A 12,941-nucleotide genomic window follows, 5' to 3' on the forward strand; every position below is an offset into this window, starting at 1 on the left:
CGGTCGGACTCCCGACAGCATCCGGCGCGCCGCTGTGCCATCAAGAACACTCGATCCAGCACCCTGCCCACGACCACCGGAGCGACCGCGATGTACGCACTCGGCGTTGACCTCGGCACCACGTTCACCGCGGCCGCGACCTGGCGGGCGGGCCATGCGGAGATCGCCGCGCTGGGCAGCCGGGCGGCCGCCGTACCCTCCGTCGTGTTGCTCCGGGAAGACGAGACGTTCCTGACCGGTGAGCCGGCCAACCGGCGCGGGCTGACCGAGCCGCACCGGGTGGCCCGCGAGTTCAAGCGTCGCTTCGGCGACACCACGCCGATCCTGCTCGGTGGCGTGCCGTACTCGGCCGAGGCGCTGATGGGCCGCCTGCTCCGCTGGACCCTCGACGAGGTGGCCACCCGGGAGGGTGGCCGGCCGCGGGCGATCACCGTCTCGCACCCGGCCAACTGGGGTCCCTACAAGACCGACCTGCTGCGCCAGGCCGTGCGCCTGTCCGGCATCGAGGAGCCGGTCTCGTTCACCACCGAGCCCGAGGCCGCCGCGGTGTTCTACGCGAGCCAGCAGCGCATCGACACCGGCGCCGTAGTCGCGGTCTACGACCTTGGCGGCGGCACGTTCGACGCGGCGGTGCTGCGCAAGACCGCGACCGGTTTCGAGATCCTCGGCCAGCCGGAGGGCATCGAGCGGCTCGGCGGCATCGACTTCGATGCCGCCGTCTTCCACCACGTCGTGCAGGCGCTCGGCGGCAAGCTCGACGAACTCGACGAAGACGACCCGAGCGCGATCGCCGCCGTGTCCCGGTTGCGCGAGGAGTGCGTGGCCGCGAAGGAGGCGCTGTCCGCCGACACCGACGCGTCCATCCCGGTGCTGCTGCCCAACGTCTCCACCGAGGTCCGGCTGACCCGCGGCGAGCTCGAGTCGATGGTCCGGCCGGCGCTCTACGGCTCGATCGAGGCGCTGCGCCGGGCGCTGCGCTCGGCCGCCGTCGAGGCCGAGCAGTTGCACTCGGTGCTGCTGGTCGGCGGCTCCTCGCGGATGCCGATCGTCGCCCAACTCGTCGCCGCCGAGCTCAACCGGCCGGTTGCGGTCGACGCGCACCCCAAGCACGCGGTGGCGCTGGGCGCGGCCCGGTTGGCCGGCGCACCGCTGGCACCGGCGTCCGGGCCGGCGCCCGGCACAGCGGCGGCCCGCGGCTCCGCGACGGTGACCATCCACCACCCGCCGACCCGCAGCACCGGTTCCGCACCCGTGAGCGCGCCGCCACGACCGACCTCGCCGGGCCCAGCCGGCGCCACCGGCCCGGTCAGCACTGCCGGCCCGGTCAGCGCCGCCGGCCCAGTCGGCGCCGCCGGCCCGGTCAGCGCCGCCGGCCCGGTCAGCGCCGCCGGCCCGGCCGGCACCGCCGGCCCAGTCAGCGCCGCCGGCCCGGCCGGCACCCCCGGCCCAGTCAGCGCCGCCGGCCCGGCCGGCACCCCCGGCCCAGTCGGCGCCGCCGGCATGCCGCACGCTCCGGCCGGCCCGCCACCGATGCCCAGCGCGCCGGTCAGCCCACCGCCAGGCCGCCCGGTTTCGAGTCCGCCCCGCCCGGTCGGATACATGTCCAGCGCCCCGGTCAGCCCGCCACCCGGCCGCCCGGTTTCGGGCCCGGTCGGCAGCCAGCAGCGGCCCACCGCGCCGCCCCGCCCGCCGCAACCGGAGCAGCCGACGGCCCGGATGCCGACGGTCTTCGCCTCCGGCCGGGCCGGCTCGGCACCGACCTCCCCCGCACCGGCCTGGTCGCGCCCGAGCACCTACGACTACGCGCCGCCGCCGCCCACCTCGCCCAAGCGCGGCGGGCGGGTCGCGCTGCTGACCACCGTCGCCGTGGTGGTCGTCGCGCTCGCCGGCGCCGCCGTCTGGGTCAACCGCGACCGCCTCGGCCTGACCAGCGCCGATGGCGGCCCCACCACGCCGGCCACCACCGCGGCCGGGCCGACGGCCCCGGTTTTGCCGCCGGCCGAGCGGTGCACCGACGCGATCCAGGGCAACCCGCGCTGGGTCTGCATCACCCAGGCATTCGTCGACAACGAGAAGTTCGTCGTCGAATACCGAGCGGAATGGAGCGGCGCGACGCCGAACAACAGCGGCGGCTTCCACCTGCACATCTACGGCGGCGACGGTAAGAGTCCCCAGGGCCGGTTCTATCTGGAGGACAAACAGCCGTCGGTACGCTCCGTCACCGGCGGCAACTACCAGGACATCATCGCCGGCCACCCGAAGGTCTGCGCCCGCATCGCCGACGCGGCCGACGCCCTGGTGAAAGACACCGACGGCGGCGTCGACACCGGCAACTGCGTGACCATCCAGGATCGTCGTTAACGTTTCGCTTTAGCAAAAAAGGCCGGATCGACGACCGACAGCGCACAAATCGCAAGGCAGACTCGTTTCGTGGCACTCAACCGCGACGCCGCCCCGGTCGGCCGGTCCGATGTGCTCAACCTGCTGCACGCCCGGTTGAGCGCGGGCGAGAGCGTGGTCGTCTACGGCCCGGCCGGCATCGGCAAGTCCACGGTGCTCGCCGCCTACCCGGCGCTGGCCGGCGATCCGCTGGTGCTGCACGCCAACGCCGCCGAGGTCGAGTCCGGCCTGCCCTACCTGACGCTGGTCGACCTCTTCGACGGCGTCAGCGGCGACGGCCTCCCCCGTCACCTGCGGGCCGCGTTCGACGGCGCCCTGCTCCGCGGCGCCGCCCCGGTCACCGCGCAGGACCAGCTCGCCGTCCGCCTCGCCACCCTCGAGGTGCTGCGCCGCCTCGCCGCCAACCGCACCGTCCTGATGCTGGTCGACGACCTGCAGTGGGTCGACCCGCACAGCGCCGGCGTGCTCCGCTTCGTCGCCCGCCGGCTGGCCGGCGCCCGCGTCCGGCTGCTCGGCGCCGAACGGGTCGAGAACGCCGCCGGGCCGCGACACACCGACCTGTGCCCGGCGCCGACCAGCGAGTTGCTGCTTCCGCCTTTGACCGAATACGACACCGCCGACCTGCTGCGGGTGCGGTTTGGCCCGGTGCTGTCGCTGTCGACCATCGCCCGGGTGCACGAGGCCAGCCAGGGCAACCCGCTGCTCGCCGTCGAGCTGGGCCGCACCCTGGTCGCCCGGGGCGGCACGATCGGTGTCGACCAGCCGCTGCCTGTCCCCGAACGGCTCCGCCCGCTGCTCGCACAGCGGCTGGCCAGCCTGCCCGCGCACAGCGGCCCGGTGCTGCTGCGGGCGGCCGCCGCTGCCCGCCCGACGGTCGCCCTGGTCGGCGGCGACGGCGACGCCAAGGCCGGGCTCGAAGCGGCGATGGAAGCCGGGCTCGCCACCGTCGGTCCCGACGAGATGGTCCGCTTCGCCCACCCGCTGCTGCGCGAGTTGGTCTACGCCGACGCCCCGCCCGCGGCCCGCGCGGCGGCGCACGAGCACATCGCCGCGCGTACCGACGACTCGGTCGAACGGGCCCGGCACCTCGCGCTGGCCCGACCGCACGACGACGAAGACCTCGCCGCCCAACTGGTCGAGGCGGCCACCACGGCGCGGATGCGGGGCGCGCCGGCGGTCGCCGCCGACCTCGCCGAACGGGCCGCCGAACGGACCCCGGCCGAGCTGCCGGGCCTGGCCGCCGCGCGCCGCTACGCGGCCGCCGAGCACGCGCAGGCCGCCGGTCTCACCGCAGACGCGCACCGGCTGGCGTCCGCGTCCCTCGCCGCCGCCGACGACCCGGGCGTACGCGTCGGTGCGCGGCTGCTCATCGTCGACCTCGCCGGCCAGGACCAGTCGGCCGTCGGCCCGGTGCTCGACGCCGCCTTCGCCGACGCCGGCGACGACCCGGCACTGCTCTGCCGGGTCCGGCACTACCGGGCGCTCAAGGCCTACTACGACGCCGACATCGAGTTGGCCGACGCCGAGCTCAAGCGGGGCGAGGGCGAGGCACGCGAGGCCGGCGCCACCGAGCATCTGGTCTCCCTGCTGGCCACCCGATCGCTGATCCACGGAGCGCGCGACCCGGAGAGCGCCCGGTTGCTCAGCCACGCCGCCTCGCTGGCCGCCGACCTGCCGCCGAGCACCGAGAGCGTGCACGCCGCCGCGATGTACGCGCGCGGGCGGGTCTACGCCGGTGACATGGCGGAGGCGATCCGGGTGATCGAGACCCAGCGCGACGCGGTGCTGCGCTCCGGCACCCTGCGCGATCTGTCCACCGTGCTGCTCGCGTCCGCGTCGATCTACTCGCGTTCCGGTCGCGGTCCCGACGCGCTGCGGTCCGGCCGCGAGGCGATGCGGCTGATCCTCGACATGGAGGCGACACCCGGGCACGGCCTGGTCGTCGGCGCCCTTGGCGAGGCACTGGCCGGCTCTCCCGCGGTCGCGGCCGGGCTGCTGGTCCAGGCGATCGAGGCGTGTTCGGCGGCCGGCGACGAAGACTGGCTGCGCCTGGCGCACGCCGCGCACGGCCAGGTGCTGCTCTTCCAGGACGCGCCCGACGCGGCGGTGGCCGAGTTCCGCAAGGCCCGGGAGCTGGAGCGCCGGCTCGCCCGCAACGACCCGGCCCTCTTCCTCTGGCATGCCGACTTCGTCGAGGCCCTCGCCGCGGTCGGCGCGCTCGACGACGCGGCCGAGGTGCTGACCGAGACCCGCGCGGTCGCCGCTGCGCTCAACCGCGACGTCGTCCAGCTCGGACTGTCGCGGGCCGGCGCTCTGGTGACCGCCGCGAGCGGCGAGCCCCGCGATGCGGCGGTCGACCTGGCCGAGGCGCTGGCCGAAGCGGGCGACCACCCGTACCCGATGGAAGTCGCGAAGGCCTGGCACACGCTCGCGACGCTCGAGCGGCGCGCCCACCGACGCGGCGCGGCGCGGTCCGCGCTCGTCGAGGCGATCGGCGGGTACGCGGCCGCCAGCGCGGCGCCGTGGCTGGCCGCGGCCGAGGCCGAGCTGTCCCGGCTCGACGGCGGCCAGGGCCAGGGGCTCTCGGAGACCGAGCGGCGGATCGTCGACCTGCTGCTGGCCGGCGCCACCAACCGCGAGATCGCCCGCGCCACCCACCTGTCGGTCAAGGCCATCGAGGCCAAGCTGACCCGCCTCTACCGGCGGCACGGCGTGCGCAACCGGGCCCAGCTCACCCGCGCCCTGGGCGGGACACCTAGCCCCTGACCAGCCGGCGTTCACCCGGGCTCGTGGTTGTTACCGTCGCGGTTGCGAAGGTCGCCGCGTCGCCGAGGGAGGCCCGAGCCGGGTGGGTGCCGAACGGTCAGCAGACGACGAGTTCGAGGCCATCCTGCGCGACCGCGCGGTCCATACGGTCTTCCAGCCGGTCGTCGCGATCGCCGACCGGTCCGTCGCGGGCTTCGAGGCCCTGGCCCGTTGGCCGGCGGGCCGCTACTTCACCGATCTCGCGCTGTTCGTCAACCTCGACCCGTTCACCCTGCGACGCCCGCGAGACTCGAGGCGCCTTCGAGGTGGGCGTCTGCTACGACCGCGAACGCATCGTCGAGGCCACCCTCCCGCTGGTGCGCCGCCTCGGCGGCCTATAGCGGTTTGTGGAAGACGACGAAGTCGCAGGCGGTGGCGAGTCGCGGCGCGAGCGCGGGGTGGGCCTCCTCGAACGGATCGCGCCGGACCTCGCGGTAGCCCAGGCGGGTGTACCACTCGCGCAGGAACTCCTTGACCGGATGCGCCCAGTCGCGCGGCACGAGCAGCTCGAGCTGCATCCGGTGCAGGCCCTGGCTGCGGGCCCAGGCCTCGGCGAACCCGACCAGCTCGCGACCGACGCCCACACCGCGGTGTGCCGGGTCGGCGACCAGCATGCCGAACTCACCCTCGCCGGTCGGCAGCCGGCAGACCCGGACCAGGCCGACCAGCCGCGGGCCGGCCAGGGCGACGGCCAGCTCGCCGGCCCGGATGACCGCCGCCATCTCGGCCGGATGGGTGCGCCGGGCGCCGGGCTGCCAGAGCCCTTTCTCCGCCTCGGCATAGACGTCGTTGACCAACTCGGCGACCTCGCTGACGAACGCGTCGTCGTCGGCCGCCCCCGCTCGCGCGATCGAGATGTCCAGCGCCACACAAAAACCGTATCTGCTGCCGCGAGCGGCGGCGGACCTGGCAGCGCAGCGCAGCGGAGCGGTCCCCGGCGGGAGCAACGGTCGCGCCCACCGCGGACCCGGGAAAGGCCCGCGAGGCTTTGCTCCGCACCCCTGCGGGAAGCGCGCCGGAGCGGCCGGCGCTTCCCGCAGGGGTGCAGAGCAAGGAGGGCGCCCTCGCGGGGCGCCCTGCCGATGCGACGGTCAGCCTGCGACGAACAGGTTCGTGGTGCCGAGGGTGGTGGTGCCGTCGGAGTATTCGACGACGCCGAGGTAGCGCTGCCCCGCCGTGAGGCCGCTCCACGCGGCCGTCACCGTCGCGGCGGCGCCGACCGTCACCGCCTGGGTCGCCGGTGTGACGGTCAGGTTGCCGGCGTTGCCGGCCGGGACAACCCAGCGGTCGAGCTGCACGTTGACCGGTCCGGCAGCCGCGAAGAGGTCGACGAACGTCACGTACGTGCCGGGTTCGGTGACCGTCACCGATTCCTGCGCCGAGCCGCCGGCGCTCTGCCCGGCCAGCGTCAGCGCGCCGTTGGCGGCCTGCCGGTAGACGAAGATGTCGATGTCGGTGCCCGCCGGGTAGTCGGCGTCGAACGTCGCGAACCGGGTCAGTTTCGCGCCCGCCAGGACGGTCGTGTTGACCGAGACGATGTCGCTCGCCGTTGCCGGGGCGTTGACGTTGAACGCCGTCGCCGGGTTGGGCGTCAGGTTCCACCGGTCAACGGTTGCGGCAACCAGGCCATGGCCCTGTGCGGCCAGGTTGCCGGCGTAGCCCGCGGTCACCGGCAACGCGACCTGGCCGGTCGTGCCCGTACCGGTGGCCTCCGGCGGCACCGCGACCGGCACCGGCCGGACCGCGATCGCGCTGCGCACGTCGTGGCCGAGCAGGTCGCGCCAGCGCAACGAGCCGAAGGACCATTCACCCATGGCGCCACCGGTACGTGTGATCGTCACCTTGAAGGTCTGCTTCTTGCCCGGCAGGAGCGCGATGATCTTCGGGGAGACGTCGACCTTGAAGCCGGCCGGTGCCTGCACGGTCGCCAGGTAGAGCGCCGGCAGCTTGCTCACGTTGGTCACCGTGCGGGTCAGGGTCTGCTTGCCGGCCAGGTCACCGACGGCGAGCGACGGGCTGTTGAAGTCGCTCGGGTCGACCGTGCCGACGCTCGTGCACACGTCTTGCCCACCGGAGACCAGGTGGACCCCGATGCCGCAGGAGTACTGCAGCCACTGGGTGACCCCCGAGTCGTAGACCAGGCCCGGGTCGAACGCGTCCCGCGCGGCGACCTGGCCGGCACCCATCTCCAGCGGGTTGGCGTTGCTGCCGTCCGCCTCGTCCTGGATCGGCTGGCCCTCGTTGTCGCGCACGCCGGCCGTGGTCATCAGCGCCGACTTGACCATCATCGGCGACCAGGTCGGGTGCTTGGCCAGGAGCAGCGCGCCGATGCCGGCGATGTGCGGGCTGGCCATCGAGGTGCCGCTGTTGGTGTCCCAGAGGTTGCCGTTGTGGCTGGCGGGCCCGGTCGCGGCGACCACGTCGACGCCGGGCGCCATGATGTCGGGCTTGAGCAGGTCGCCACCGCTGGACGCGCCGGGGCCGCGGCTGGAGAAGGTGGCCACCACCGGCGCCCGGACCTTCGCGTTGCTGGCTGCCGAGATCGTGGCGGTCGGGTCGCCACCGGCCGCGATGTAGGCCTTGACCGCGGCGCCCGTGGCCTGGTCGACGTGGATCGACGGCACCGCGTGGTAGTCGGCGTTGAGCGTGTTGGGCGTCGGGTTGAACAGCACCATGCCGACGCCGCCGGCGTTCTTGACCGCGAGGCTCTTGTCGACGCGGTTGTTGTTGCCGCGCTCGCAGAGCACGATCTTGCCGGTCACCTTGGCCGGGTCGAGTTGCGGCGGAGTGCTCACGCACTGGGCGGCGAGGATCTCGGTGCTGCCCGCGAGCCCGCTGGTCCGGGCGTCGACGACCGGCGCGGTGACGGCGGTGGGCCCGGTGCCGACGCCATGGAACGTCTGGCCGTTGCCCAGCGTCAGGGTCTTGGTCGAGGACCGGTCGTGTGTACCGGCGGCGACGGTGGTCGTCCACGGCATGCCGTTGTCGACGGTGGACGCGCCCGGCCCGGCGTTGCCGGCCGAGGTGGCAACGAAGACACCGGCGTTGGCGGCGTTGAGGAACGCCAGCTCGACGGCGCTGAAGTTGTCGTTGTCGTCGCCGATCGAGTAGTTGATCACGTCGACGCCGTCGGCGACGGCCTGGTCGATCGCGGCCACGATGTCGACGCTGTTGCCGACCGACTGCGTGCCGGCCGCGTTGGCGTAGAGCACCTTGTAGATCGACAGGCGGGCGGCCGGGGCCATGCCCGAGATCACGCCGGCGACGGCGCCGTTGATGGTCGCGGTCACGCCGTGGTTGCCGCCCGCGGTGCTCGCGGTGTGCGAGCCGTGCCCGTAGTAGTCGCGCGGCGAGTCGAACTCACCCGGGTTGGCGTGCGAGATGTTGTTGGACGCGTACCAGCGGGCACCGAGCACCTTGTTGTTGCAGCTGACCGGGCTCTCCACGCCCGGGTCGCAACTGCCGTTCCACTTGGCGTCGATCGTCTTCTGGTCGCGGCGCGGCGCCGGCAGGGGCCCGAAGCTCGGGTTCTCCGGCCAGAAGCCGGAGTCGATGACGCCGATGATGATGCCCTCGCCGGCCCGCTCCGGGCTGCCGAACTGCTTGCGCCAGGCACCGTCGTTGCCGTCGAGCCCGACGAACGCCGGCGTCGTGAAGGTCTCGGAGTGCACCAACTCGTTCTTCCACACGTTGGCGACACCCGGCGTCTGTCGCAGCCGCGCCGCTTCGGCGGCCGTCAACTCCGCCGAGAACCCGGCGAAGACCAGCGTGTAGTCATATTTGACCTTGCCGGCGCTGACCCCGGCCCGGTCGAGCACGCGGTCGCGGACCTGGCCGAGGTGCTGCCGGTAGGCCCGCACGTTCTTGCTGGCGCTGTCGAGCTTGGCACCGGCGCCGGCGCGGGTGGGCGCCAGCCCCGCGATCCCACCGTTGTAGGTGGCTGCGGGCGCGTCGGTGGTCTGCACCAGGTAGGTCAGCGTGGGCGCGCTCGCCGGGGCCGCGGTCGGTGCGGCATGCGCGGGCGCACTGGTCAAAGTGAACGCGGACAGGGTCGCGGCAGCGACCAGCGCGGCAGCCGAGCGACGTCGCCCGGCACGAGAGATGCCCAACATGGACGGCAGACTATGGTCCGCATAGACGTGCGCTGAACCCTCAAGGCTGCCGACAAGGGTCAGGTGAAGGGTTGATTCGAGGGACAACCCGCACGCCACGCACGACGCACCCAGCGTTTCTCGACGCCGCAGCCTAGCGGCCGCATAACGCGCCGGCAATGCGATCCGTTGAGCCGGTGTGAGACGTCGGACGTTGCTCAGGAGCGCCATCGCCGCCGCGGGTGGGGTCGGGGTGGTCGGGGTCAATGGGCTATCCCGTGCCGCGGAGATCCAGCCCGGCGCCGAACGGGTCGAGAAGAAGGATTCCGTTTCGCGGGGTAGGAGCGTCGACTTCTATACGGCCGTGCCGGCCGGGCATGGCGACGGCAAAGGGCTGCCGGTCTGCATCGTGCTGCACGGTGCGGCGAAACGGCCCGGCGATTTCGCCAGGCTCGGTTTCGGTCGCGCCCTCAGTCGCGCGGTCGAGAAAGGCGCACCGCCATTCGTGCTCGCCGGTGCCAACGGCGGCCGGCGGGGTTGGCGGCCGAAACCCGGCGACGACCCACAGCGGATGGCGTACGAGGAGGTGCCCAACTGGTGTGCCGAACGCGGCTTCGACATCACCCGCCTGGCGCTCTGGGGCTGGTCGACGGGCGGCGCCGGCGCACTGCTGCTGGCCGAGACGTTCCGGTCGTTCGCCCGGCTGACCGCCGCATTCTCTCCCGCGGTCGCACTCGGAGACCAGGTCTTCGAGCAGGTCGGCCGGCTCCGGTCGCAACCCCTGGGGCTCTGGTGCGGCCTCGACGACCGGTTGCTGAAAAACGTGCAGGCGCTGCAGCGGGCGCTTCCCCTGCCGCCGGTCGCGGGGCGCTACACCGATGGCGGGCACACCTTCGACTATTGGCAGACGATCATTCCGGAAGCGTTCCGAATCATCGGATCCACCCTTGATTAGTGATCTATTCTCGTCGATAGTCTCCGAATGGGGCGGGAGCATCCGATGATCGATCTCGACGACACCCTGCGAGCCTGGGTCACCAGTCCGCCCGAATGGAGCAGCGCCGCCGCCGTGCGGCTCGCCAAGCGGGTCGCGGCCGGCGACGACCTGCTCGCGGTGAGCTGGGAGCCCGGCGACGACGAATGGGTCCGGCTGGCCGGTGACGACGACGTGCGCGCCACCGTGCATGTGCGTTATCCGCTCGCGTTCGCCGACCACGAGTTGGCGGCGAGGTTGCGCGCGGCCGACCCGGCGGTCACCGTCATCGCCATTCCGGATTACGACGCCGACGATCTGCGTGGGTCGCCCGATCTACTGCGGGCCACGATCCTGCCGCACCTGCCGTGGTCCGACGATTTCGATCCAGCACATTTCAGCGCCGCCGACCTCTTCTTCGAAAGCGTCTAGCTGCACTTCTGGCACTCTTGTCGGCATGGCAGCAGCGATGGCCAGACGCGCCTACCTGACAAACTGGACCGTCGTCGTCCCTTTCGTCGCGCTCGTCGCGCTGGGCCTGAGCTGGGGTCGTGATCTCGCCGGATGGGCGGTCGGGCTCGTGGCGATCTGCCTCGCCGGTGCCGTGCTCGCCGCCGTGCACCACGCCGAGGTGGTCGCCGCGCGGGTCGGTGAGCCGTTCGGTTCGCTGGTGCTCGCCGTCGCGGTCACCTTCATCGAGGTGGCGCTGATCGTCACGCTGATGATCAGCGGCACCCCCGAGAAGACCGCGACCCTGGCCCGCGACACCGTCTTCTCGGCCGTGATGATCACGTGTAACGGCATCGTCGGGCTCGCCCTGCTGCTCGGCGCGCTGCGCCGGCGGATCGCCGTGTTCAACCCCGAGGGCAGTGGCGGCGCGCTTGCCACCGTCGCCACCCTGGCCACGCTGAGCCTGGTGTTCCCGACGTTCACCACCACCGAGCCCGGCCCGGAGTTCTCCGGCTCCCAACTCACCTTCGCCGCGGTCGCCTCGCTCGCGCTCTACGGCCTGTTCGTCGCCGTGCAGACGGTCCGGCACCGCGACTACTTCCTGCCGATCACCACCAGCGGCACGGTCATCGACGCCGAGGAGCACGCCGACCCACCGTCCAACCGGGACGCGCTGATCAGCCTGCTGGTCCTGCTGGCCGCCCTGGTCGCCGTGGTCGGTGACGCTAAGTCGGTCTCGCCGACCATCGAACGCGGCGTCGCCGCGGCCGGCTTCCCGCCCACCGTCGTCGGCGTGATCATCGCGCTGCTGGTGCTGCTCCCCGAGACGCTGGCCGCGACCCGGGCGGCGCTGCGCGACCGCGTGCAGACCAGCCTCAACCTGGCGTACGGGTCGGCCATGGCCAGCATCGGCCTGACCATCCCGGCCATCGCGGTCGCGTCGATCTGGCTCGACGGCCCACTGATCCTCGGCCTACCGGCGACGCAGTTGGTGCTGCTCGCGCTGACGGTCGTCGTCGGCATCCTCACGGTGGTGCCGGGGCGGGCGACCGCGCTGCAGGGCGGCGTACACCTGGCCCTGGTGGCGGCTTTCGTCTTTCTCGCTGTGCGACCCTGAAGAAAGTTAGAGTTCTCCGATGGGATGGGTGGACGGCAGGCTGACGTTCCGCTATCCCGACCCGCGGCGCCACCTCGCCGGCGTCCGCCTGGAGCAGCATGCCGGCCTGCCCGGCGACCGGCTCGATTTCGTCTACCGCGGCCAGGAATGGGTGCTCGACCTCCCGGCGCCGGATGCCTGGCGGCTCGAATACCAGCTGCGGCTGCGCCACCCCGACGGCCGCGAGGAGACCGTCAACGACCCCGTCAACCCGGCCCGGGTGGCCGGCGCGTTCGGCGACAAGTCGGTGCTGCACCGGCGCGACTACGTCGACCCCGTCTGGCTCGACCTGCCCGCCGCGCTCGGCACCTGGCGCGAGTTGACCGTTGCCGCACCGGCCCTCGACGCGGAGGTCTGGATCCGCACCTGGTCGCCGCCCAGCGCGGGCAACCGGGTGCTGGTCGCCCACGACGGTCCCGAGTTCGACAAGCTGGCCGACCTCGGCCACTACGCGGCGGCGATGGTCGGCTCGGGCGCCCTGCCGCCGTTCCACCTGGTGCTGCTCGGCCCCGGCGACCGCAGCGACTGGTATTCGGCCAACAACGCCTACGCCGCCACGCTGACCGACCCGGTCCTCGACCGGCTCCGCGCGGAGCTCGGTTTCGACGGCAAGGTGACCGGGATGGGCGCGAGCCTGGGCGGCCTGGCGATGCTCCACGCGCAACGCCGTACCCCAGCAGCGTTCGGGGGTTTGTTCCTGCAGTCCGGCAGCTTCTTCCGGCCGCGACTGGATCCGCAGGAGTCCGGCTTCCGCTATTTCCAGCGGATCACCCGGTTCACCGGGCCGGTGGTCGCCTCGGCGTTCGCCGCGCATCCCGTGCCGACTCTGCTGACCTGTGGCACCGTCGAGGAGAACCTGGCCAACAACCGGGAAATGGCCGACGCGTTGGCCCGGCAGGGCTATCCGGCGGAGTTGGTGGAAGTGCCCGACGGGCACCAGTTCACCGCCTGGCGGGACGCGTTCGACCCGCACCTGACCCGGTTGCTGGCCCGGTCGTGGGGCGAGACGTCGTGGAGCCTGGGCTCGTGGGGTCCGGGCTCGTGGGGTGGGCCGTCGGGAGGTTAG

At 72.9% G+C, this 12,941-nt stretch carries 8 protein-coding genes; 6 read left to right on the forward strand and 2 right to left on the reverse strand.

Annotation, left to right across the window (positions count from 1 at the left end; translation table 11 throughout):
- The first annotated feature begins 90 nt into the window (after nucleotides 1–90).
- Together AB0J74_RS05220 and AB0J74_RS05225 are read left to right on the forward strand one after the other, a co-directional pair.
- Nucleotides 91–2,361, forward strand: a complete 2,271-nt coding sequence (locus AB0J74_RS05220; protein ID WP_363444875.1) for an Hsp70 family protein — start codon at nucleotides 91–93, stop codon at nucleotides 2,359–2,361.
- Nucleotides 2,362–2,430: 69 nt separating this feature from the next.
- Nucleotides 2,431–5,166 carry a LuxR family transcriptional regulator gene (locus tag AB0J74_RS05225; RefSeq protein ID WP_363444877.1) on the forward strand — a complete coding sequence of 912 codons (2,736 nt, stop codon included), beginning with the start codon at nucleotides 2,431–2,433 and terminating at the stop codon, nucleotides 5,164–5,166.
- A gap of 374 nt (nucleotides 5,167–5,540) precedes the next feature.
- Here AB0J74_RS05225 and AB0J74_RS05230 read toward each other — a convergent pair whose 3' ends face one another.
- Together AB0J74_RS05230 and AB0J74_RS05235 are read right to left on the reverse strand one after the other, a co-directional pair.
- Complete coding sequence (locus AB0J74_RS05230; RefSeq protein WP_363444879.1) at nucleotides 5,541–6,074, reverse strand: GNAT family N-acetyltransferase; 534 nt, start codon at nucleotides 6,072–6,074, stop codon at nucleotides 5,541–5,543.
- A 222-nt stretch (nucleotides 6,075–6,296) separates the two neighbouring features.
- A complete protein-coding gene (locus AB0J74_RS05235) occupies nucleotides 6,297–9,317 on the reverse strand; it encodes a S8 family peptidase (protein ID WP_363444881.1) in 3,021 nt (1,006 codons plus the stop codon).
- Nucleotides 9,318–9,495: 178 nt separating this feature from the next.
- Here AB0J74_RS05235 and AB0J74_RS05240 point away from each other — a divergent pair, with 178 nt between their 5' ends.
- From AB0J74_RS05240 to AB0J74_RS05255, 4 genes are read left to right on the forward strand one after another with little or no spacing between them, the layout of a single operon-like run.
- On the forward strand, nucleotides 9,496–10,251 hold the full coding sequence (locus tag AB0J74_RS05240; protein ID WP_363444883.1) for an esterase: 756 nt from the start codon (nucleotides 9,496–9,498) through the stop codon (nucleotides 10,249–10,251).
- 45 nt (nucleotides 10,252–10,296) lie between these two features.
- Nucleotides 10,297–10,701, forward strand: a complete 405-nt coding sequence (locus AB0J74_RS05245; RefSeq protein ID WP_363444885.1) for a hypothetical protein — start codon at nucleotides 10,297–10,299, stop codon at nucleotides 10,699–10,701.
- Between the two features lie 25 nt (nucleotides 10,702–10,726).
- Entirely contained in the window at nucleotides 10,727–11,836 is a 1,110-nt protein-coding gene (locus tag AB0J74_RS05250) for an ionic transporter y4hA (protein WP_363444886.1), read from the forward strand.
- 19 nt (nucleotides 11,837–11,855) lie between these two features.
- Nucleotides 11,856–12,941 carry an alpha/beta hydrolase-fold protein gene (locus AB0J74_RS05255; RefSeq protein WP_363444887.1) on the forward strand — a complete coding sequence of 362 codons (1,086 nt, stop codon included), beginning with the start codon at nucleotides 11,856–11,858 and terminating at the stop codon, nucleotides 12,939–12,941.

It is taken from the genome of Asanoa sp. NPDC049573, assembly GCF_040676615.1.
In the GTDB taxonomy this organism is placed as follows: Bacteria; Actinomycetota; Actinomycetes; order Mycobacteriales; family Micromonosporaceae; genus Asanoa.

Bases quoted from the DNA above. Each gene is read 5' to 3' on its own strand.
- AB0J74_RS05220 (WP_363444875.1), top strand. From the start codon at position 91: ATGTACGCACTCGGCGTTGACCTCGGCACCACGTTCACCGCGGCCGCG.
- AB0J74_RS05235 (WP_363444881.1), bottom strand. From the start codon at position 9,317: ATGTTGGGCATCTCTCGTGCCGGGCGACGTCGCTCGGCTGCCGCGCTG.
- AB0J74_RS05250 (WP_363444886.1), top strand. From the start codon at position 10,727: ATGGCAGCAGCGATGGCCAGACGCGCCTACCTGACAAACTGGACCGTC.
- AB0J74_RS05245 (WP_363444885.1), top strand. From the start codon at position 10,297: ATGATCGATCTCGACGACACCCTGCGAGCCTGGGTCACCAGTCCGCCC.
- AB0J74_RS05255 (WP_363444887.1), top strand. From the start codon at position 11,856: ATGGGATGGGTGGACGGCAGGCTGACGTTCCGCTATCCCGACCCGCGG.